The 22865-nt window shown below is 59.1% G+C and carries 17 protein-coding genes and 1 other RNA gene; 11 read left to right on the plus strand and 7 right to left on the minus strand.

From position 1 onward, the window contains the following. Positions 1 to 60 precede the first annotated feature (60 nt). Positions 61 to 597, plus strand: a complete 537-nt coding sequence (locus tag REH59_RS25095; RefSeq protein WP_023390041.1) for an outer membrane protein assembly factor BamE — start codon at positions 61 to 63, stop codon at positions 595 to 597. Positions 598 to 660: 63 nt separating this feature from the next. Here the strand turns inward: REH59_RS25095 and REH59_RS25100 are convergent, their stop codons facing one another. Continuing rightward, the gene (locus tag REH59_RS25100) at positions 661 to 1095 is read right to left on the minus strand and encodes a type II toxin-antitoxin system RatA family toxin (protein WP_003249916.1); all 435 of its coding nucleotides are present in this window, start codon (positions 1093 to 1095) and stop codon (positions 661 to 663) included. A 163-nt stretch (positions 1096 to 1258) separates the two neighbouring features. Between REH59_RS25100 and smpB the strand changes: the two genes are divergently transcribed. Continuing rightward, the gene (smpB, locus tag REH59_RS25105) at positions 1259 to 1741 is read left to right on the plus strand and encodes an SsrA-binding protein SmpB (RefSeq protein ID WP_003249914.1); all 483 of its coding nucleotides are present in this window, start codon (positions 1259 to 1261) and stop codon (positions 1739 to 1741) included. A gap of 132 nt (positions 1742 to 1873) precedes the next feature. Here the strand turns inward: smpB and REH59_RS25110 are convergent, their stop codons facing one another. Beyond that, a complete protein-coding gene (locus REH59_RS25110; RefSeq protein ID WP_003249911.1) occupies positions 1874 to 2641 on the minus strand; it encodes an FCD domain-containing protein in 768 nt (255 codons plus the stop codon). A gap of 257 nt (positions 2642 to 2898) precedes the next feature. On the opposite strand from REH59_RS25110, the gene REH59_RS25115 reads away from it, so the two are divergent. The 6 genes from REH59_RS25115 to REH59_RS25140 all read left to right on the plus strand — a co-directional run bounded on the left by REH59_RS25115 (position 2899) and on the right by REH59_RS25140 (position 11217). Next, positions 2899 to 4569, plus strand: coding sequence for a lactate permease LctP family transporter (locus tag REH59_RS25115; protein ID WP_014859362.1), 1671 nt, complete (start codon positions 2899 to 2901; stop codon positions 4567 to 4569). Between the two features lie 62 nt (positions 4570 to 4631). Then, positions 4632 to 5777, plus strand: a complete 1146-nt coding sequence (gene lldD / locus REH59_RS25120; protein ID WP_003249907.1) for an FMN-dependent L-lactate dehydrogenase LldD — start codon at positions 4632 to 4634, stop codon at positions 5775 to 5777. A gap of 75 nt (positions 5778 to 5852) precedes the next feature. After that, entirely contained in the window at positions 5853 to 8663 is a 2811-nt protein-coding gene (locus REH59_RS25125) for an FAD-binding and (Fe-S)-binding domain-containing protein (RefSeq protein ID WP_320450365.1), read from the plus strand. Positions 8664 to 8987: 324 nt separating this feature from the next. Further along, positions 8988 to 9278 (plus strand): hypothetical protein, encoded by a 291-nt coding sequence (locus REH59_RS25130; protein ID WP_014859364.1) that lies wholly within the window; start codon positions 8988 to 8990, stop codon positions 9276 to 9278. Positions 9279 to 9377: 99 nt separating this feature from the next. Further along, positions 9378 to 9776, plus strand: a transfer-messenger RNA (tmRNA) gene (ssrA, locus tag REH59_RS25135). A gap of 184 nt (positions 9777 to 9960) precedes the next feature. Then, positions 9961 to 11217 carry an integrase domain-containing protein gene (locus REH59_RS25140; protein ID WP_060545860.1) on the plus strand — a complete coding sequence of 419 codons (1257 nt, stop codon included), beginning with the start codon at positions 9961 to 9963 and terminating at the stop codon, positions 11215 to 11217. A gap of 118 nt (positions 11218 to 11335) precedes the next feature. Here REH59_RS25140 and REH59_RS25145 read toward each other — a convergent pair whose 3' ends face one another. From REH59_RS25145 to REH59_RS25165, 5 genes are all read right to left on the minus strand, one after another. Further along, a complete protein-coding gene (locus REH59_RS25145; protein ID WP_320450366.1) occupies positions 11336 to 13672 on the minus strand; it encodes a protein NO VEIN domain-containing protein in 2337 nt (778 codons plus the stop codon). A 54-nt stretch (positions 13673 to 13726) separates the two neighbouring features. Further along, positions 13727 to 15319 (minus strand): IS66 family transposase, encoded by a 1593-nt coding sequence (tnpC, locus tag REH59_RS25150; RefSeq protein ID WP_320450367.1) that lies wholly within the window; start codon positions 15317 to 15319, stop codon positions 13727 to 13729. A 19-nt stretch (positions 15320 to 15338) separates the two neighbouring features. Next, entirely contained in the window at positions 15339 to 15698 is a 360-nt protein-coding gene (tnpB, locus tag REH59_RS25155) for an IS66 family insertion sequence element accessory protein TnpB (RefSeq protein ID WP_003460146.1), read from the minus strand. A gap of 80 nt (positions 15699 to 15778) precedes the next feature. After that, positions 15779 to 18796: a sacsin N-terminal ATP-binding-like domain-containing protein gene (locus REH59_RS25160; protein WP_320450368.1), complete on the minus strand. Its 3018-nt coding sequence runs from the start codon at positions 18794 to 18796 to the stop codon at positions 15779 to 15781. A 76-nt stretch (positions 18797 to 18872) separates the two neighbouring features. After that, positions 18873 to 20009 (minus strand): hypothetical protein, encoded by a 1137-nt coding sequence (locus REH59_RS25165; RefSeq protein ID WP_060545863.1) that lies wholly within the window; start codon positions 20007 to 20009, stop codon positions 18873 to 18875. A 369-nt stretch (positions 20010 to 20378) separates the two neighbouring features. Here REH59_RS25165 and REH59_RS25170 point away from each other — a divergent pair, with 369 nt between their 5' ends. The 3 genes from REH59_RS25170 (at position 20379) to REH59_RS25180 (ending at position 22837) form a co-directional block, all read left to right on the plus strand. Continuing rightward, complete coding sequence (locus REH59_RS25170) at positions 20379 to 20708, plus strand: hypothetical protein (RefSeq protein WP_060537812.1); 330 nt, start codon at positions 20379 to 20381, stop codon at positions 20706 to 20708. Between the two features lie 80 nt (positions 20709 to 20788). After that, on the plus strand, positions 20789 to 21757 hold the full coding sequence (locus REH59_RS25175; RefSeq protein ID WP_060545865.1) for a DUF932 domain-containing protein: 969 nt from the start codon (positions 20789 to 20791) through the stop codon (positions 21755 to 21757). Positions 21758 to 21832: 75 nt separating this feature from the next. Then, on the plus strand, positions 21833 to 22837 hold the full coding sequence (locus REH59_RS25180) for a YqaJ viral recombinase family protein (protein ID WP_177336433.1): 1005 nt from the start codon (positions 21833 to 21835) through the stop codon (positions 22835 to 22837). Positions 22838 to 22865: the final 28 nt, after the last annotated feature.

Below are 22865 nucleotides of genomic sequence, written 5' to 3' on the forward strand. Positions count from 1 at the left end.
TTAATACGGGTATGATCGGGGTTTACGTTGTCCAGCCAAGATAGTGGAAGTCGCCCACCGATGCAAAACACCAAGCTCTTGCTAACCAGCCTCACCCTAGTGGGACTGCTCGCACTCGCCGGTTGCTCGTTTCCCGGGGTTTACAAAATCGACATCCAGCAGGGCAATGTCGTCACGCAAGACATGATAGACCAATTACGCCCGGGAATGACCCGCCGGCAAGTAAGGTTTATCATGGGCAACCCGCTGATTCAGGACACTTTCAACACCAATCGTTGGGATTACCTGTACAGCCTGCAGCCTGGTGGCGGTAAGCGCCAGCAAGAACGCATGAGTGTATTTTTCAACGAAAGCGATCAACTGGTCAGCCTGTCTGGCGACTTCATGCCAGGCGTCAGCCGCGATCAGGAAATCCTCGGTGGCAGCAGCGACACCACCGTCAGCCCGGCCACCGAGCCAGGCCAGGCCGAACAGCCGGCAGCGCAACCTGAAGAAAAACCGGCCAAGCCTGGTTCGACTGAAGAGTCCATCCAGCGCGAGATCGACACCATCGAGACCACCCCGGTCCCGACCCCGGCACCGCTGGAAACCCGCTAAGCGGGAACAGCAGATGCAAAAAAGCCCGGACCTGGTCCGGGCTTTTTGTTTGCGCCTTATCCGTCAGGCATTCAATTGCTTGGCACGCTGGCAGAACGCATCGACCAACGTATTGGCCGCCTGATTGAATAGCGGGCCCAACGTGGCGCGCACAATCGGCCCAGCGTAATCGAAGGACAGGTCCAGGCTGATCTTGCAGGCTTTTTCACCCAGCGGCTTGAACACCCAAACACCATGCAGCTGGGTGAATGGCCCTTCTTCGAGGTTCATCTCGATGGACTGCCCCGGCACCAGCACGTTACGCGTCACGAAGTGCTGGCTCATGCCCCCCTTGGCCACTTCGAGCTTGGCACGCATGTGTGTATCGCTGGTTTCAATCACCGTCGAGGCCGAGCACCACGGCAAAAACTCAGGGTAGCTGGCCACATCGTTGACCAGATCGTAAAGCGCCTGGGCGGGGTATGGCAGCAGGGCGGAGCGTTGAATATGGGTAGTCATCCAGGCGTCACTTCCAAGGCTGGGTGGCGGCGCTTCGCAGCGTGCCGAAAACAGGTTCTGTGCGTATGACAGGGTTTGTATTGTCCGGTATTCATTCCAGTGGCTCAAGCACACCGAAATCCCATAGCGGACGACGCGCGGACTTGCCTATAATGCCGCCCCTATGGCTAAGCAAAAAAAACATCCGACCGGGACCATCGCGCAAAATAAGAAAGCGCGACACGATTACTTCATCGAACACAAGTTCGAGGCCGGGCTGGTCCTGTCCGGCTGGGAAGTAAAAAGCCTGCGAGCCGGCAAGGCGCACCTGACTGACAGCTACGTGCTGCTCAAGGACGGTGAGGCCTGGCTGTTCGGCAGCCACATCACCCCGCTGACCACGGCCAGCACCCACGTCATCGCCGACCCTACACGCACCCGCAAGCTGCTGCTGAACAAGCGCGAGCTCGAGCGCGTGGAAGCGGCTGTGGCGCAAAAAGGCTACACCTGTGTGGCTTTGGCGCTGTACTGGAGCAAGCACCTGATCAAGTGCGAAATCGCACTGGGCAAGGGCAAGAAGGAATTCGACAAGCGCGACACCATGCGCGAACGCGATTCCAACCGCGAGCTGCAGCGGGCTGTGCGGAACAAGGGCAAGGAAGAGTAACTACTCTTCAACCTGTTCCGGCCTCTTCGCGGGCAAGCCCGCTCCCACAGGAATGGCACCAGATTCAAGCCCGGCGCCTATCCTGTGGGAGCGTGCTTGCCCGCGAAGAGGCCGGTACTGCCTTTAAAAGTCTCAGCGCCCGCTGCGCCGCTCCGCCCGTGCCACCCGCTGCGCTTCTTCGTGCGCCTCATGCAGCACCTCCTGCACATACAAAATGTGCCGGCTGGACACCTCTCGCGCATCTTCCGCCCTGCCCTCGACAATCGCCAGGTACAGTTCCCGGTGCTGACTGATCAGCATGTCCCGGGTTTCGGTGCGCTGCTGGTACATGCCCCCGATGTTGGTCACCACGTTGCGTTTGAGCAGGTCGAACAAACCCCGGATGGTGTGCAGCAACACCGCGTTATGGCTGGCCTCGGCGATCGCCAGGTGGAAGCGCGCATCAGCCGCGCCCTCCTCCGCACGGGTCACCTCATCGACCCTGGCATAGCAGTCCTGCAGCGTATCGAAGGCCGCCTTCAACCGTGCCCGGTCCGGCTCGGTGGCACGCTGGGCAGCGTAATAGGCGCAGGACGCCTCCAGGGTATGGCGGAACTCGAGCAGGTCACGCTGCGCTTCAGCACTGTGCTCGAGCAACTGCAGCAACGGGTCGCTGAAGGTGGACCCCAACGACTCCGCCACAAAATTGCCCCCGCCCTGACGGCTGACCAGCAGCCCCTTGGCCACCAGCTTCTGGATCGCCTCACGCAGTGACGGGCGGGACACACCAAACTGCTCGGCTAGGACGCGCTCGGCCGGCAGCCGCTGCCCCGAGGTCAGCGTGCCTTCCAGAATCATCCCTTCCAGCCGATCGACAATGTCGTCGGACAGGCGCCGTTGGCGTACCTGATCAAAAACCATCACATGCTCTCCACAAACCCCCGGCAAATTTCAGGGGGGTGCCTATTCTCGCCGATCCAGGCCACGCAAACACCCATCAAGCCGCGATTTTCCGAGCACATCAGACGCCCGCTCATCGGCACGCGACCAAAGTTTTGCACGGGACAAATTGACACACCCACGGCAGCGCTTTTAACCTAGCGTCCAGCCATTGTAAATTGGTCTTACCAATTATCCAATGCCAGTGCCTGACCAACAACAATTAGGGGCCACCCCATATGCAAACCTGGCAACAACTCTATAGCCCGCTTGGTAGTCTTGGCCTGTCCGCACTGGCGGCGGTCATCCCTATCGTGTTCTTCTTCCTGGCCCTCGCCGTGTTCCGCCTCAAGGGCCACGTAGCGGGCAGCATCACCCTCGCGCTGTCGATCCTGGTGGCGATCTTCGCCTTCCAGATGCCTGTCGACATGGCCCTCGCCGCCGCAGGTTACGGCTTCCTCTATGGCCTCTGGCCAATTGCCTGGATCATCGTTGCCGCGGTGTTCCTGTACAAACTCACGGTCAAGAGCGGCCAGTTCGAAGTGATCCGCAGTTCAGTGCTGTCGATTACCGACGACCAGCGCCTGCAAGTGCTGTTGATCGGCTTCTGCTTCGGCGCCTTCCTCGAAGGTGCGGCAGGCTTTGGCGCACCGGTGGCCATCACTGCCGCACTGCTGGTGGGCCTGGGCTTCAACCCGCTGTACGCTGCCGGCCTGTGCCTGATCGCCAACACCGCGCCAGTGGCCTTCGGCGCCCTGGGCATCCCGATCATCGTGGCCGGCCAGGTCACCGGTATCGACGCCTTCCACATCGGCGCCATGACCGGCCGCCAGCTGCCGCTGCTGTCGCTGTTCGTGCCGTTCTGGCTGGTGTTCATGATGGACGGCCTGCGTGGCGTGAAGGAAACCTGGCCTGCCGCCCTGGTCGCCGGCCTGAGCTTTGCCGTCACCCAGTACTTCACCTCGAACTTCATCGGCCCGGAACTGCCAGACATCACCTCGGCACTGGCCAGCCTGATCTGCCTCACCCTGTTCCTGAAAGTCTGGCAGCCCAAGCGTGCGTTCAGCGAGGCCAAAGGCAGTGTCGGCGCAGCCGTTGTGCAGCCAAGCGGCAGCCAGCCTAGCCCGTACAGCTTTGGCGAGATCTTCAAGGCCTGGTCGCCGTTCCTGATCCTCACCGTGCTGGTCACCATCTGGACCCTGAAGCCGTTCAAGGCGGCTTTCGCTCCGGACGGCGCGATGTACAACTTCGTGTTCAACTTCGCCATCCCGCACCTCGACCAGCTGGTGATCAAGACCGCACCGATCGTTGCCGCGCCAACCGCCATGCCGGCGGTGTTCAAGCTCGACCCGATCTCCGCCACCGGCACCGCGATCTTCCTCTCGGCGCTGATCTCGATGGCGGTGCTGAAGATCAACTTCAAAACTGGTCTTACCACTTTCAAAGAAACCTTCTGGGAACTGCGCTGGCCGATTCTGTCGATCGGCATGGTGTTGGCCTTCGCCTTCGTCACCAACTACTCGGGCATGTCCTCGACCATGGCCCTGGTGCTGGCCGGTACCGGCGCCGCGTTCCCGTTCTTCTCGCCGTTCCTCGGCTGGCTGGGCGTGTTCCTGACCGGCTCGGACACCTCGTCCAACGCCCTGTTCAGCTCGCTGCAGGCCACCACCGCGCACCAGATCGGGGTCAACGACACCCTGCTGGTGGCAGCCAACACCAGCGGCGGCGTAACCGGCAAGATGATCTCGCCGCAATCGATCGCCGTGGCCTGCGCCGCTACCGGCCTGGTCGGCAAGGAATCCGACCTGTTCCGCTTCACCGTCAAGCACAGCCTGTTCTTCGCCACCATCGTCGGCCTGATCACCCTGATCCAGGCTTACTGGCTGACCGGCATGCTGGTTCATCACTAAAGTGAAAGGGGCCGGGCGCCGTCGCGCGCCCGGCACTCCCACAAGCAACGCTGCGAGAATCCATGATCATTTCTGCCTCTACCGACTATCGCGCCGCGGCCCAACGCAAGCTGCCCCCCTTCCTGTTCCACTACGCTGACGGCGGCGCCTACGCCGAGCACACCCTGCGCCACAACGTCTCGGACCTGGCCGGCATCGCCCTGCGCCAGCGCGTGCTGAACAACATGTCCGAGCTCAGCCTGGAAACCAAGCTGTTCGACGAAACCCTGAGCATGCCGGTGGCCCTGGCCCCGGTCGGCCTCACCGGCATGTACGCCCGCCGTGGCGAAGTGCAGGCCGCACGCGCGGCCGCCGCCCATGGCATCCCGTTCACCATGTCGACCGTGTCGGTGTGCCCGATCGAAGAAGTGGCGCCCGCCATCAACCGGCCAATGTGGTTCCAGCTGTATGTGCTCAAGGACCGCGGCTTCATGCGTAATGCCCTGGAGCGGGCCAAGGCCGCCGGCGTCAAGACCCTGGTGTTCACCGTGGACATGCCCGTACCCGGTGCCCGCTACCGCGACGCCCACTCTGGCATGAGCGGCAAGAACGGCCCGCTGCGCCGCGTGCTGCAAGCCATGACCCACCCCGAGTGGGCATGGGACGTGGGCGTGATGGGCCGCCCGCATGACCTGGGCAACATCTCCAAATACCGTGGCAACCCCACCGGCCTTGCCGACTACATCGGCTGGCTGGGCAACAACTTCGACCCGTCCATTTCCTGGAAAGACTTGGAGTGGATCCGCGAGTTCTGGGACGGCCCGATGATCATCAAAGGCATTCTCGATGCCGATGACGCCCGCGATGCGGTCAAGTTCGGTGCCGACGGTATCGTGGTGTCCAACCACGGCGGCCGCCAGCTCGACGGCGTGCTGTCCAGCGCCCGTGCCCTGCCGGCCATTGCCGACGCGGTCAAAGGCGACCTGAAGATTCTGGCCGACTCGGGCATTCGCAGTGGCCTGGACGTGGTGCGCATGATCGCCCTGGGTGCCGACACCGTACTGATCGGCCGCGCCTTCCTCTACGCCCTTGCCGTGCATGGCCAGGCCGGCGTGAAAAACCTGCTTGAGCTGTTCGAAAAGGAAATGCGCGTGGCCATGGTGCTGACCGGTGCCAAGTCGATCAGCGAGATCACCCGCGACTCGCTGGTACGCGAACTGGGCGCCTGAACGCCTGCAAGAACCACCGCCTGAATGACCCGGGGCATGTAGCGCACAGACGCCACAGCCCCGCGAGGAGACTGCATGAGCCTGCCCGCCGCGTTCCTGCGTGATGCCGAGCGCCTGATCCCCGCCGAACGCCGCTTCGACGACCCCACCTCCACCCTGGCCTTCGGCACCGACGCCAGCTTCTACCGCTTGATCCCCAAGCTGGTGGTGCGCGTCGAGTCCGAGGACGAAGTGGTCGGCCTGATCAAACTGGCCCAGCGCGAGCGGGTGCCGGTCACCTTCCGCGCTGCCGGCACCAGCCTGTCTGGCCAGGCCATCAGCGACTCGGTGCTGATCGTGCTCGGCGATAACTGGAACGGCCGCGAAATCCGTCGCCAGGGCGAGCAGATTCGCCTGCAACCCGGCGTGATCGGCGCCCAGGCCAACGCCTGGCTGGCCCCCTTCGGGCGCAAGATCGGCCCCGACCCGGCCTCGATCAACGCCTGCAAGATCGGCGGCATCGTCGCCAACAACGCCAGCGGCATGTGCTGCGGCACCGCGCAGAACACCTACCACACCCTGGCGGGCCTGCGCCTGGTGCTGGCCGACGGCACCCGCCTGGACAGCGAAGACCCGGCCAGCGTCGCCGCCTTCGAAAGCAGCCACGCCGAGCTGCTGGAAGCATTGGCCCGCCTGGGCCGCGAAACCCGCGCCAACACCGCGCTAGCCGAACGCATCCGGCACAAATACCGGCTGAAGAACACCACAGGCCTGTCACTGAACGCACTGGTGGACTACGACCAGCCGCTGGACATCCTGCAGCACCTGCTGGTCGGCTCGGAAGGCACCCTGGGCTTCATCAGCGCCGTCACGTACGACACCGTGCCCGACCACCCGCACAAGGCCAGCGCCCTGCTGGTGTTTCCCAGCGTCGAAAGCTGCTGCCGCGCGGTACCCGTGCTCAAGCAGCAGCCGGTTTCGGCTGTGGAACTGCTCGACCGCCGCAGCCTGCGCTCGGTGCAGAACATGCCCGGCATGCCGCTGTGGGTAAAAGGCCTGTCGGACAATGCCTGCGCCCTGCTGATCGAATCCCGCGCCGCCAGCCAGAGCCTGCTGCACGAGCAACTGCAGCAGATCATGGCCTCGATCGCCGACTTCCCCCTGGAACAGCAGGTGGACTTCAGCGAAGACCCGGCCGTGTACAACCAGCTGTGGAAAATCCGCAAGGACACCTTCCCCGCCGTCGGCGCCGTGCGCCAGACCGGCACCACGGTCATCATCGAAGACGTGACCTTCCCCGTCGAGCAACTGGCCGAAGGCGTCAACCGCCTGATCCAGCTGTTCGACAAGCATCACTATGACGAAGCGATCATTTTCGGCCACGCGCTGGAAGGCAACCTGCACTTCGTCTTTACCCAGGGGTTCAACAGCGCCGAAGAAGTCGCCCGTTACCAGGCGTTCATGGACGACGTGGCGCAACTGGTGGCGGTGGAGTTTGGCGGCTCGCTCAAGGCCGAGCACGGCACCGGGCGCAACATGGCGCCCTTCGTGGAGCTGGAGTGGGGGCACGACGCCTACCAGCTGATGTGGAAGCTCAAGCGCCTCCTCGACCCCAACGGCATCCTCAACCCCGACGTGGTGTTGAGCGACGACCCGGATATCCACCTGAAAAACCTCAAGCCGCTGCCTGCCGCCGACGAAATTGTCGACAAGTGCATCGAGTGCGGCTTCTGCGAACCGGTGTGCCCGTCCAAGGGCCTGACCCTCACCCCGCGCCAGCGCATCGTCATGTGGCGTGACATCCAGGCCAAGCAGCGCGCCGGCATCGATACCCGTGAACTGATGCAAAGCTACCAGTACCAGGGCATCGACACCTGCGCCGCTACCGGTCTGTGCGCCCAGCGCTGCCCGGTCGGCATCAACACCGGCGAGCTGGTGAAGAAACTGCGCAGCCAGGCCGCCGACCACGCTAAAACCGCCGACTGGCTGGCCGAGCATTTCCACACCGCCCTAAGCGGTGCGCGCCTGACCCTGACCGCCGCCAATACCGCACGCAAGCTGCTAGGCGCCCCGCGCCTGGGCCGCCTGAGCGCCTCGCTGAGCAAAGCCAGCAAAGGCCGCCTGCCCCAATGGACCTCGGCCATGCCGCAACCCCTGCGCCCGCTGGCCTTCGGCGCCACCAGCAACGACGCCCGCCCCCGCGTGGTGTACCTGGCCGCCTGCGTCTCCCGGGTAATGGGCCCGGCCTATGCCGACCGCGAGCAAAGCTCGCTGCTGGACAAAACCCGCGCCCTGCTGGAAAAGGCCGGTTACCAGGTGGTGTTCCCCGACAACGCCGACAGCCTGTGCTGCGGCCAACCGTTCGCCTCCAAGGGCTACCCCGAGCAGGCCGAACACAAGCGCCAGGAGCTGATCACCGCCCTGCTGCACGCCAGCCGCGGCGGCCTCGACCCCATTTATTGCGACACCAGCCCCTGCACCCTGCGCCTGGTGCAGGACCTGAGCGACACCCGGCTGGACCTGTACGACCCGGTGCGCTTCATCCGCACCCACCTGCTTGACCGACTGGAGTTCACCCCCCAGGACGAACCGGTAGCCGTGCACGTGACCTGCAGCACCCAGCACCTGGGCGAAAGCCAGGCCTTGATCGACCTGGCGCGGCGTTGCAGCAAACAGGTGGTGATACCGGAAGGCATTCATTGCTGCGGGTTTGCCGGTGACAAAGGCTTTACCACCCCCGAGTTGAACGCCCACTCGCTGCGCAGCCTGAAGGACGCCGTGCAGTATTGCAGCGAAGGTATTTCCACCAGCCGCACCTGCGAGATAGGCCTGTCGAGCCACAGCGGCATCGACTACCACGGCCTGGTCTACCTGGTGGATCGCGTCACCCGGCCACGCAGCCTCTAACGCGTTGATATAGGTGGGGAGCGCTGTGTAGGAGCGGGTTTACCCGCGAAAGGGCCGGCCCTGCTGGCCAATCCCCACCCGCTGTCCACCGTCGCAGCCACCACCGCATTCGCGGGTAAACCCGCTCCTACACACAGATTGATGGTGGACACACGTCGGTGGTTGTACGAAGCCCGCCGTATCCGCGGTAAACCCGCGAACACCGGCAACGCCGGTGCCATCCCCACCTCAATATCGCCCCGCCACCATCCCGATTGAACCCCCGCCAATCCCCCGCAGTCCACCTTACAGGCCCACCTTCCAGAGGCCCCAGAGGAGACACCCATGAAAGGTACCGCACTTTCGGCCATGTTCGCGGCCGCCACCCTGCTGGCTTCGCCGGTGTTCGCCGCCGATGACCTCTGCGCCGCCAACCTGCAAAAGATCGACGACAGCATGGCCACCGCCGGCGCCACTTCCGAAGGCCTGGACAAAGCCATCACCGAACACGTCGACAAAGCCAAGGCCGCCCAGGCCTCGGGCGACACCAAGGAATGCATTGCCATTACCAGCAAAGTGCTGGAGCGCCTGGAAAAAACCGAGAAAGGCAGCGGCAGTAGCAGCGGCGGCGCGTGAGCCCAAAAGCGGGCGACTGGACCGGCTGTCGACGTCGCCCGCGCAATGGCGTATACTCCGTCTCACGTACCGTAAGGTGCGGTAGCGTAACGCTAGCGTGGGGCCGATTAGGATTCGACGCCGGTAGCGAAACTCTAGGTGCATGCCGAGTTGGTAACAGAACTCGTAAATCCACTGTTGCAACTTTTATAGTTGCCAATGACGAAAACTACGGCGCGGAGTACAAGCTGGCTGCGTAAGCAGTCCTCTTGACCCGTTGCTTCTGGTAGCTTCGGCTCCAGCAATCACTAGGGGATGCCTGTAAACCCGAACTGATTGTCATACAGAACAGGATCGTCGCGTAGCACGTTGTGGGCGAAGTGACTAAAACTTACACAACTCATCCAAAGCACCCTGCCCGTCGGGCGGCTGCGGATTAAATCAGTAGACACGGCTAAGCATGTAGTACCGACAGCGGAGTACTGGCGGACGGGGGTTCAAATCCCCCCGGCTCCACCACATTTACATCTAAAGACGTCCACGGACGTCTTTTTTTGTGCCTGAAAGCCAGTGAATACGCGGCTTTTAAGGCCATCGGCGTCCACGGACATCCATGAGCAGCTACACCTTTTGGCATTCCAAATGGCATTCCAAGCCCGTAGGTGCTAATTTTTGGAATGCCAAAATCAAGTCTGGAATGCCAATGTGCGCACAAGCTACCCGCCTCTCTGAACTCAAAGTCAAATCTGCCAAGCCTGCTGAAAAGGACTATGTCCTATTTGATGGCGGCGGACTTCAAATGCGAGTGAGAAGCAATGGCTCTAAGCTATGGAACTTCAACTATCGACACCCTGTGACGAAGAAGCGGATCAACATGGGACTGGGAACCTTCCCCGAGGTCTCGTTGGCGCAAGCACGCAAGGGTTCCATTGAAGCGAGGGAAGCACTTGCCCACGGCATCGACCCTAAAGAGAAACGGGATGCTGTGCTACAAGCTAAACAAGCTGCGACTGAGCACACACTCCAGAATGTGGCGACGTCCTGGTATGAACTGAAAAAGGATGCTGTGACGCCAGCCTACGCTGAGGACATCTGGCGCTCGCTAACATTGCACATATTCCCGGACTTGGGCTCCACACCGATCTCAGCCATCAGTGCACCGCAAGTCATCAATCTGCTCCGACCACTCGAAACCAAGGGCAGCCTTGAAACCGTGAAGCGGCTGACACAGCGGCTCAACGAGATCATGACCTACGGGGTCAACTCGGGACTGATTCACGCAAACCCACTCAGCGGTATCCGCTCCGTCTTCAAGAAACCGAAAAAGAAAAACATGGCGGCTCTACCCCCCGATGAGCTGAAAGAGCTCATGGTGGCAATCGCCAATGCCAGCATAAAAAGAACAACCCGCTGCCTGATCGAGTGGCAGCTCCACACCATGACCCGGCCAGTCGAGGCAGCAACCACCCGCTGGGCAGATATCGACATCGAGAAGAAGATCTGGACGATTCCTGCAGAGCGCATGAAGAAGCGCCGCGCGCACATTGTCCCGCTCACAGAGCAGGCTCTCGCGCTTCTGGAAGCGATCAAGCCCTACAGTGGACATCGGGAATTTGTGTTCCCCGCAGACCGGAACCCCCGCACGCACTGCAACAGTCAGACCGCTAACATGGCGCTGAAACGAATGGGCTTTGAAGGCCGCCTGGTCAGCCATGGCATGCGCTCAATGGCGAGCACCATCCTCAACGAGCATGGCTGGGATCCGGAACTGATTGAGGTAGCACTGGCCCATGTCGACAAGGACGAGGTTCGCAGCGCTTACAATCGGGCGGATTATATCGACCGCAGACGCCCTATGATGGCTTGGTGGAGCGATCACATCCAGGAAGCAGCTACCGGCAACCTTTCGATGTCAGCTATTAAGGAAAATCGGGACAGAAAGGTTGTACCGATACGCTGATTATTAGTAATTGCAGTATAGGAGTCTATAAATCGAATGGGATTCAATTCATAAAGGGCCTCACTTTAAGACTGCAGACGTCTAAAAACTTGAGACGACTCACTGTGCTGCAGCAGGTTCAATCTCTGAGCTCAAAAGCGTATGTCACACTACCTCGGCCGACAATGCGTAGTTTTTTCCTGCCGCGACTTGAGAACGGGTTGTCGATCAACAGAGGTTGTACCCGGTTTGGATCGGTCGCGTTGGAGATATAGAGAACTCTGTATTTATTTTTGGTATCAGCACTGTATCGCTGCGCGGCTACTAGCTCAGTTGGGCCAAGCTCAAAACGACAGGGGTTACCAGAGCTAGCCTTAACCTCGTAGTAATAGGTAGCCTGCCTGTCTCTCACCACGAAGTCGTAGCCTAGACTGTCGTCTCCGCTGTTGGTAGCAAGAATAATGTCGCGGTATCCCGACACCCAACAGCTTTCATCCAGCTCCATACCATGCTTTTGTAGATGATGCCGCTTGATCCACTCAAACGCCCATAGCTCGCCAATTAAACCAATAGCCTTGCGCTGTTCATCCGACATTTGCGTATCAGGTGGTGGTCGATTCCCTCCTCCACCTCCAGCGCCTGAAATAGTTCTAGCAGGGTGCGGTGAAAAATCGGCAAGCAAACAAGACTCCGTCGAGTCGCTAGACAAATTGGTTGCCTCACTCAATCTGGCACGAAGTGCGTTAGCTAATTCAACATAATTTTCCGTAAGCGCTGAAAAAGACTCACCGGCGAAGGCGATCTGGACTCTCAGTCGGCGCTGTTGCTCTCTCGCTTGCTTTGCCGTCTCTTGTGCGTCATGCATTGCAGCTAGTGATACCCCCCAGTCTTCAGGCCTTTGACTAGCCAACTTCCCACTCGGCCAATCACCGTCTATGGTAAGCCATTGGACAATAAGATCATCATTGAGCAAGCGGAAGTCATTCCAGCCGCGCTGCTGGGCCAGCACTGGCAAACTCATTTTGGCCGCACTTAGATCCTGCCAAAGCGATTGACAGGACTGCGCAATCTGTTCGTGGGTTGAGCTCAGCCAAGTCGATACTAGCTTGCCATAGCGCAGCACAAAATTTTGCAAAAAATTGATATTCTGTTCGCGGCACTTTCTTAATGCTGGTATCTGAGACGGTAAATTCGTAGCTAAATGTTGTTCATGCAGCCAACCAAATACATACTCCTCAATCACCAAGTCTGGCAGGTCATCGTACGATTCAAACCAATCAGAATCGGGGGGCAGAGCCGCCAGCTCAGCGCGAAGCTGCAGATAACGCGCCAGTGAGTTCTGGTTATCGAAATCCCCAATAAAGTTAGACCGTAAATGCTCCATATATTGAAGCTCACGATGCTTGAGGTGTGCTTGAAACTGCCGCGTATGCAGTTCTTTGTTGTTGATCGGGGAGTAGTATTTCCCTAGTCTGCGCAGAGCTCCATTGAGCATAGTGAAATCCAAATTGAATGCACTCTGGAGCCCGCGAAAATCAGCTACCTGGCTCAAACGAGTCAACAGCTCACGTGGAGCGACACCGAAGATGACTGCTAGGTCGTTGCAGCACTCCAACAGCACCTCCTCTCCTACATCATCGCGCTCTAGTAGCTCCACCAGTTGTTGCGATACTTCATCCTGGCTGTGTAAGACCGCCAGAACATGGGCAAAACGGATCTGTGCAGACAGGTCCGCTTGGGACATACGCCGAACGACATGGACCGAAGACACCTCCATTCCCAGGATATCTGCGATTTCTTCGTTGCTCGGCACCACTTCCCCATCAGGGAGACGCATCATCAGGCGAAGAAAAGCCGCTTCCAGTCCAGCGGCAAGGCCGGGCTGATTTAGCGCCACAGCCAACTGTTCATGGATCTCTGCGAGCAAACTGAAATCGGGGGACCGAACACTCTGCGCAACTAGAATGACTTGGTTACCTATTCGCATAGTCAATGCGCCCCGCAGTCCAACAGGTAGCGCGCGGGGCTGCCCCCCCATGGAAACGGAAATGCGTTGCCCGACAAGGAAGCACAAAGAACTGGTGTTTTGTCGCAGCCGGGCAAAGTTTTGCGGTGTACGCCGGAAGAGCCAGCCGCCCTTGGACTCGGCGGCGCAAAGAATGAATTCAACCAGCCAGGCGCCATACAAGTCCGGCAGCAAGGGTAATGACTGGACTTCGTCAATTGGAATGCCATCAATGTGCACTTCGAGCGCTTGCTCACTGAGCCGTATGAAGCGCCCAGGTGCCCGAGTCTGGAGATGCGTCCAAGCGCCTTGGCGGTCCTTGATATCGAACTCGAAGAGTGGATGTCCGAGTTCTTCCAAGAGCCGGGTCTTTGCCGAGTCTTCTTCATCGATGAAATAGACGGGCTGGGCTGAAGCCTCCAGCGTCAATGGAACAGTAGAAATCTGGCCCCCAGAGGATACCGGAATCACTTTAATTTCGTAACCGCTCCATAAACCCCACCTACTGCTGATGGGGCGGGTCTGTCAGGATGCGCTCACTGGCGAGCAATTCCACGGCAGCAGCGCTTCGTAATCCTCGACGCTATTGGCGGCCGGCAGGCGTTCGAGGATGTGGCGCAGCCAGGCGTAAGGCTCCTGGCCATTGGCCTTGGCGGTTTCGATCAGGCTGTAGATCTGTGCGCTGGCCGTGGCACCCTTGGGCGTGTCGCTGAACAGCCAGTTCTTGCGCCCGATAACGAACGGGCGGATGGCGTTCTCCGCGCGGTTGTTGTCGATCGGCAGATGTCCACCTTCGACGTAGCGCACCAGCTTTCTCCAGTTGCTGGCTAGGTAATTCACCGCCCTGCCCAGCGCCGTCTGCCCGGCGACCTGCGGCTGGGTTTTGTCCAGCCAAGCCTTTAGCTGGTCGAGCAGCGGCTGGCTGCGTTGCTGACGGGCGACCAGGCGCTCGGTATCGCAGGCGTCCTTCAGGTCACGCTCGATGCCGTAGAGCCTATTGATCAGGTTCAGCGCCATGTCGGCACGGCCGGTTTTGCCCTTGGGTTGCACTTTCTGCGCCTCGACGAACTTGCGCCGCGCATGCGCCCAGCAGCCGAGGCGTTCGATGCCTTCTTGCGCGGCCACGGCGTTGTAGCCGGCATAGTCGTCGGTCATCAGGTAGCCGCGATAACCATCGAGCAGGCGCAGCGGCACCTCCTGCGCGCGGCTGGCGGTGTAGTCGAAGAGGATCACCGGCTTATCCGGTGGTCCACCGCTTTGTACCCACATCCAGGACTGCGCGGTGGGATCGCGTCCCGGTTCATGCAGTACCTGCAAGCGCGTTTCGTCGCAGTGCAAAACGGGGTATTCGAGCAGCTTGTCGCGCAGCAGGTTGAGCAGCGGTTGCAGCTGTTCACCGCTCTGGATCACCCAGCGCGCCAGGGTCTGGCGTGGTATGTCGATGCCGTGGCGGCTGAGCATCCTCTCGAAGCGGTACAGCGGGATGCCGTCGGCGTACTTGGTGGTCAGCAGCATGGCCAACACGCTGGGGCTGGCCAGGCTCTTCTCGATCAGTTGGGCCGGCTTGTCGGCAGTGATCGGCGCCGCTTCGCAGGCCTTGCAGGCGTAGGTCTTGCGGATATGGCGGATGACCCGCACCTGCATCGGGATGATCTCCAGCTGCTCGCTGGTCTCCTCGCCGATGACTTGTTTGCAGGCGCCACAGGCGCAAGTCAGCTCGTGCTCGGGCAGGTCGTGGATGACCTCGACACGCGGCAGGTTGGCCGGCAACGGCTTGCGCTTGCCACGGCGCTTGACCGGCGCAACGATTTCTTCGGCTTCGGCTTCGGCTTCGGCTTCGGCTTCGGCTTCGGCTTCGGCTTCGGCTTCGGCTTCGCTTGGCGCAGCGGCCGCTTCGATCAGCTCTTCGACCTCGTTGAACATGGCCAACTGCGGTGAGTCGGCGTCTTCAGGGCTGCGCTCGGACTTGGGCGAGAACAACTTGTGGCGCAGCAGGGCGACCTGTTCCTGAAGTTGTTCTATGCGAGCATCTTTCGCAGCCGCCTGTTCACTGGCCAGCAGCAGTAAATGCTTGAGCAGGATTGGGTCGTCAGGAAGGGGGGCGGGCACGGCGATCATGGCCGTGGATTATACCGGCTCAGGTCACGAAACGCGGCGTCAGTATCTGGTGCGGACGGTTGCGCCACAGGTCGATGCCGTCGAGCAGCCAGTTCAACTCATCGACCGTCAGCTCGATGGCCTCGTCGCCGGCATCGGGCTTGGTCTTGAAGCGTTCGGCTTCCAAACGCTTGAGCCACAGGCAGAAGCCATTGCGCTCCCAGTAGAGGATCTTGACCTGACTGCGGGTGCGGTTGAGGAACACGAACAGCACGGGGTTGAACACTTCCACCTTGATGTCCAGCTCGACCAGAGCGGCCAGGCCGTTGATGGATTTGCGGAAATCGACGGGCTTTGGGTAGAGGTAGACTTTTTGCACCTTGGCGTCGGGACGCATCATGACGGAGCTCCACGGGAAAAAATGGGGAGCCCAGCATCCGGGAACGGACAGGTCAGTTGAAGGTGGGGTTTATGGAGCGGTTACTTAATTTCGGGGTAGCGCCCTCTTCGTGCGACCTCATTCCACGCCTCGCTGAACAGTTCTTTAAAGCGGCGCACGTCCCGCGACTCAGTAATGTCCTGCTCTGCAGCCGCTACATAGACCTTGAGCGCACGTTCAGCGTCATCAGGATCATTCAAAATACCCAAGCCGGCGGCGCGCATCCGCCGGGTATAGCCCTCATTCAGCAGCCTTGCTATTGGGCGCGCAACGAGCGGCATGAATCGGGGTTTCTGATGATCATCGTCGCTGGAAAAATGCCATGCATCCTTCGGAGTTACGAATACCATCTGGTTGGCATTATCCACCACCGGCACCCAAGGCACCTCCGTCAAAAATGCCTGGAGTGGGGTTGGCCACTCTACGTGGCCCCATGATGCGCCCCGGGCCGACATGATGAAGCCAAAATACTCCTTCGAAAGGTTCTGAACTGCACGCAACACCTGTACAGCAAAGTCGCGACGCAAATCTTGCGGAAACTGAAGCGAGTCGGTCTGGCCTGGTAAACGCCAAGCTCGTAGTTCGCAGTGATAATTCGTGTTGGGATGGGGTATTTTTTCAGCGAATTGACCGAGCACATTTCGCCACACTCGACTGCTCTCATCATCCAGATCAGTTACTGCCGAAGTGATCAACCGCACCATCTGCCATGCTCTCAACTCCTGTTGTACCCGCCTCGATGAACCTGTCGGCTGCAAGCAATCGCGGACACCTAAAGCTCCAAGAAAGTGATGCCACTGCACCACGTCTCCGCCACCTTTCCACTCCTTAAAATCCGGTAACAGCCGGCCTGATGCCGCTGCCAGTTCAGCAGATAGCGTACTGCAACGCTGCAACAATGTTTCCAGCGCTTTACCGTTCGAGGAAGACCAACCATTCCCAAACATTGCCTCGGAAGCAGGTACCCATCCTTGCCTGGCGGGAAGGAAAAACTTGAGTTCACAAATCTCAGGAGTCGAGATCAACCAGAAGCGCAATGCCGCTTCGAGTGCCGCCATTTTCGTGCTGTGCGCCGCCTGACTGGAGGTAATGCCTGCCAACGTTCTCATCACACCACGGGTGTCGTACTCACGAACCAGTTTTCCGTTGACCAAAAAGGTATGAGCTGGTCGGTACCCGTCCTTGGTCAACCAAGGGATCTGCGGGCTGACGAAGGCAAACCACTCATGCAGCTTCTTTGGTAGTCTCGTTAAAGGTGCGCGCTCGCCATCGTTCTCATCCTCGGCCCCCACCCGGGCAGCAGGTGGGAAGTAGATGTCGGTCGTTCTGGTTTTCCTCTTCGATTTAATCTGGGAGCTTGCAATTAGCTCGCCGTCCTGACCCAACAGGAAGCGCTTGTCGAACAAAGCTGACGGGCTGTCCTTCAGACTAATCGCAACTTCGTCGTAGAAAAGTGCCCACGTTTCTATCGATGCGTTTTTTTCGTGAAGACGTAGAGCAACTGCCTCAACCCATTGCGCCATAGTTTCGGGCGTAGGATTGAAGCCCTTGTCAATCTGGTCGAAAAACGCGACAAATGCATCGCGCTGAAGAGTTGTCACGCTGGAGGTAAAGATGTCCGTCAATGTGGCTGAGACAATCGCTTCGCTGGAGAACATGGCTTCAGGGGCGGTGTCCCATATATGAGTACTGACAGCAGGTGCCCAACGAAAACCACCCGCAGCTGACACTGGAAGGATGGGTTGTTCCAGGAACGATGAATCACTTTCGCTGAAAGCTCGCCTGATAATTTCGGCATACGGTTTACGCCAACACATCAAATCGATCACTGCACCAGGTGACGTGGGCCAGTCCTGCTCAATGAGGAACTCAATCCCCGGACGCACAAGTTTTGCTGCTGACTGAATGAAATATTGGTTCAGACCAATGCTTCCATTGATTGAGCGACGATCCATTTTCGTATAGAAATTGGCATTGATGTAACCAGCGAACGGAGCCACGGCCTCTGCGCCAAGCGGGAGAAAACAGTACAGCAAACCTTGTTCGACGGAGGCATCCAGGCGCACCACAACTGTAATACGTGCCGCCCCCTGCCAGTCCTGCCATTTAGCAGGTAGCTCTCCCTTGCCGACGCTGTCGTCGAGTTGCTGGCGAAACTCCACGGCGTCAAGATCTGCACCCAGGAAGAGAAACTCCTGCTTGTCACCGACCGCAACACGCTGGATGTCCACCTGGTCTCGTTTCCAGGACTGCCGCACCGTGCGACTGAGCGTATGCACCTGCCCAGGCGCACGCTCAATGGTGATGCGCGCCAGGCGTTCGAGAAAGAGATGAAGCGGTGTCTGCAACGCGCACAACCATTCAACCTGATCAAGGACGGATGCTCTTGCTTGCGCAGAGTCCAGCGGCATACGAACAACCGATGCGAATCCTTCGGACGCGAACCTCGGGATCAACCCCGGACGATCCTCTGCAACAACGGGCAGGAACCAGCACGGCATGTTCCGCAGGATTTCACCCGCAAGCACAGGATCCTCGCCTGTCTCCGTCAGGATGGTCTCGATATCGCTTTGCTCAGCGAAGCGAAAGCAGTAACCGTCAAAATTGTAGCCGCCCGCACTATCACTGACGGAATAAACCTGCGGCCAGTGGCAAATTTGAAGCACACTGCGAAAACCGAGCCCTTTGTTACCGATGCTTTCGTTTACAGATTTACTGCTCAGCGCGATTTGCGTAATAGACTCAAAGTTTCCCGCGCGAAAACCGTTCCCCCGGTTGGCAACGTAGAGACAGCCATAAGGCAGTTCGCCTGGGGAGAAGACAACTGCGACCTCACCATCATTGCAATCAGTTGGGTGAGCATCATGAGCATTCTGGATTAGTTCGACGAGAAACCGATTTCCGTAGTCGTCAGAGACGTTCAACGAAAGATTACGAGCGCTCTCATGAACTCGGCTCTTGCCACGAGTAGCAAGGTAAGCCTCGATTTCCGCACGAGTCTTAGATTCGATTTCCCGCCGGATTTCCACAGGTCTGGAAGGCGCTTCGTATTTGCTCATGATGGTCTCCGACCGTTATCCAGCTAAAGGCTGCACTGCCCCCCAGCTGGACAGGCAGCGTTATGCCCTGACAGATCTATGCATGCAGGATACGAAATAAATACTCGACGATTTTACCGGCCGAGGCATTCGAGTCGGTATTCAGATCGTGTGCAGCGTGCGGACTATATCCGCGGTAAAAGGTGTCTTGTAGTCGAGGTAATTCCTGCCGCTGTGATCGGACGGGCATGCATGGCGCTGTACACGACAGCAACAGACAGAGGATTACCTTTTCACGCAAGGTTCCTCTAGGTCGATGATCGCCGGATCTGACCATCGCCTCGAACAATTTATGCACAAAGCACGAGAGATGGAACATCTCGTCCTCACCCATGACAAGCCGTTGGTTGAGCGTGACGCTAACATGGCAATCGAAGCGTATTTGATTGTTGATCGATGGCAATGTACGTCCAGGCCAGAGGAATTCACTGGCGGCCTCCAGCACATCCGGCTGCACGCCATCGATAGCAAACACAAATCCTTCGCGCTCGCACTCTTCGCCCTCAAGTCGTTGACTACGATGCAGCACGACTGACGGCACTAATGGCTCTCGAGACGAAGCATCTCGTAATTCCACGTCGATGAGAAAACCGATATGCTCCAGATCAGCTAGTGCGTTCAGGATGATTTCGACCAGTTGCTTACGGTAATCCCTGTTTAGCTGTCCCTGGTGTTCAAAAATAGCCCCTTCGATCTCCTTGATTTCCCAAAGGATGCGATGCAGGGGAGGTGTTGTACGGTTGTACCAATCCCGCAGTTGCTGCACGATCTCGGATTCCGGCTCAACAAAAGCGGCATGAGCCCTAGTTTGCCGACGCACTTGCAACTCACTCTGCAGCCTCACGATTTCTGACTGGGCAGCCCTAAGTGAGGTTTGAAGCTGCTTGTCACGTGCTTTGAGGCTTTTGACTAGTTCATGACCAGCAGCAAGATTACTAAGCCTGGTTTGTCCTGCAATTGGCCCATCGAAACGGGCCACTGGCACGCGCTTACCCTGCCCGAGCAGTTGATCACACCAGGTGGCAAAGGTCATATTTTGCGCAGCTGCTAGTGTTATGCCGCCCTTGAGCGCGCGATCAAGTTCCGTGTCGTCCAGTGCGGAAAAATCTGCCAGGACACCATACTTACTCAGCACGCTTAGTTGTGCTGCTTTAGCTTTCCTCTCCAAACCCACGCTTTGCGCTCCTTGACACGGCGATTCTGCTGACGCTTAGCCGGGAGAATGCCAGCCGGCAGGGCAAACTGCCAGTAGTCGAATCCCCCAAACTAAGTCCTTTGGAAGCGTTCGCTCAAGCAGAGTCAGCTCACCACCGAATGCGCATTGATTTGGCCGCCGCGCAATGGCACGGCAATGCGCACTCAATTTCCAAACGTGGAATTTCTCAAATCGCCACGTGACCTCAGCTAATTGCCGCCTGCAATTCCAATCAAAAAAATCTCAAACCTATATCACCTCTGTGAACGCCCCACAGTATCGAATGCCGTCGGGGATTCGGCGTGCCGTTTCTGCATCGGCACGCTCATCACTTGAGAGGATCTGCGTATGTATACCCCTTGCCCAAGCTGCAACTCGGGACGCGTCATCACGAAAAATCTCGGTAAACAAACGGGTGGATTAATTGGCGCTGCAGGCGGTGCCGCCAGTGGCGCCGCTGGCGCTCTGTCAGGCGCGGAAACCGGCGCGGTACTAGGGGTAGTCGGCGGGCCGGTTGGAATCGCCATTGGCAGTATTGCTGGGGCTCTTCTCGGTGGCCTGTTTGGCGGGGTCGCGGGGGGCATTGCCGGGGCCACGCTGGGTGAGCAAATCGATGACAAAGTGCTGGCTAATTACCAATGCCTGGAGTGTGGCTACAACTTCAGCGTCAACCGTTAAGCCGTTGTGAACTGGCGTCGTTTGCTGAAACGTTTGCTGAAACGACGCCCTTCCCCATTCATTCGCAAGGAATCACTCCAATGGCACATCTCATCGAAACCATGGCCTACGCTGGCGCTACCCCGTGGCATGGCCTGGGCAATCAACTCCCCCAGAAGCAGCCCATCGAGGTCTGGCAACGTGAAGCCGGCATGGACTGGCAGATCCAGGAAAGCCCAGTGCACTTCAAGTCGGATACTGTCGGTCACCTTGGCACTATCCACTCCTTCCCCGAACAGAAAGTGCTCTACCGTTCCGACACCAAAGCTCCGCTGTCGGTGGTCTCCCAGCGCTATCACACCGTACAGCCGCGTGAAGTGTTGGAGTTTTATCGCGACCTGACCGAGGCCTCCGGCTACGAGTTGGAAACTGCCGGCGTACTCAAGGGTGGGCGCAAGTTCTGGGCGCTGGCACGTACCGGGCAAGGCACAGAACTCAGGGGTAACGACCAGGTGAATGGCTATCTGCTGTTGGCGACCTCCTGCGATGGCACCCTGGCCACCACGGCAACACCAACCACCGTGCGGGTAGTCTGCAATAACACCCTGACCATCGCCCTCGATGGCAGCAGCCGGGCGATCAAGGTGCCACACAACACCCGCTTCGATCCGAAGATAGTGAAGAAGCAACTCGGTATCGCCGTTTCGCAATGGGACGACTTCATGTACCGCATGCGAGCACTGGCCGAACGCAAAGTGCAATGGCATGAGGCATTGGGTTTCTTCATGAACGTGATGTGCGAAACAACACCGACTGGCGCTCTGCCGGAGGTGCTGCCCAATGAGCGAGCCCTGCGTAAGGTGCAGGAGTTGTACGAAGGGCGTGGCCGGGGCAGTCAGCTAGAGTCGGCACGCGGCACCGCTTGGGGCCTCCTCAATGCCGTGACCGAGTACGTCGACCACGAGCGCCGTGCCCGCAGTAACGAGTACCGCCTGGACTCGGCCTGGTTCGGTCAGGGAGCACAGATCAAACAACGCGCCCTGGATGCCGCTCTACAACTCGCCGCCTAACCCTCACTTACCTCACCCCTCGCGCCCGGTCAGCCTTGTGCTGCTCGGGCGTTTTTATGCCAGCAGGTGAAGACGATGAAAGCAACGCCACTGAATAGCAGCACCCGAAAGAAACGCCCTGCCCTGCGCCTGGTCAGCACCAAGGAGCTGCCCCGCGAGGACTGGTTGCAGATCCGCAAGCAAGGCATCGGCAGTTCAGATGCCGCCGCTGCGGTGGGGCTTAATCCCTACAAATCGCAACTGGAGTTGTGGCTAGAGAAGACCGGCCGCGATGCTGGGCTACCGAAGCTTGATCCCCACGATGAGGAAAGCCCACTGTACTGGGGCAATGTGCTGGAACCTATCGTGGCTTGGCATTACAGCAAGCGCAGCCAGCATAAGGTTCGACGGATCAACGCGGTGCTACAGCATCCCGATCCCACGCTGCCCTGGATGCTCGCCAATATCGACCGCGAGGTGATCGGTGCCGACGATGTGCAGATCCTTGAATGCAAGACTGCCGGCATAAACGGGGCACGCCTCTGGAAAGAGGGCGTGCCCGAGTATGTGCAATTGCAAGTCATGCACCAGCTCGCGGTCACTGGCAAGCAGGCCGCTGATGTGGCGGTGCTGCTCGGTGGTCAGACTCTGGAAATCCATCGCATCACACGCGACGAGGCGCTGATTGCTCGGCTGATTGATTTGGAACGGCTGTTCTGGGATTACGTCGTCAGTGACACCCCGCCACCGGCCGATGGCACAGCGTCTGCGGAAGCGGGATTACGCTGCCTCTACCCCGAGGATAACGGACAGACCCTGGACTTCAGCCAGCACACAGAGTTGGCCAGCACCTTTCTGGAACTCAAGTCTGTTCGCCAAACCATTGCCCAGCAGGAGACACGTGAAGCGCAGCTCAAGCAGGTTCTGCAGCAGGCCATGGGGGAAGCCACCCGTGCCGAGTTTGCCGAGGGCTATATCAGCTGGAAGAAGTCCAAGGACAGCATGGGCCTGGATGTCGAACAGATGCTCAAAGACAAGCCCTACCTGCAGGCTCGCTACCCCAAGACCAAAATAGGCACCCGTCGCTTCCTGATCGCCTGAAACAACCTGCACACCCTAGCCACCCGGA

It is taken from the genome of Pseudomonas sp. BO3-4 (assembly GCF_034044115.1).
Lineage (GTDB): Bacteria > Pseudomonadota > Gammaproteobacteria > Pseudomonadales > Pseudomonadaceae > Aquipseudomonas > Aquipseudomonas alloputida.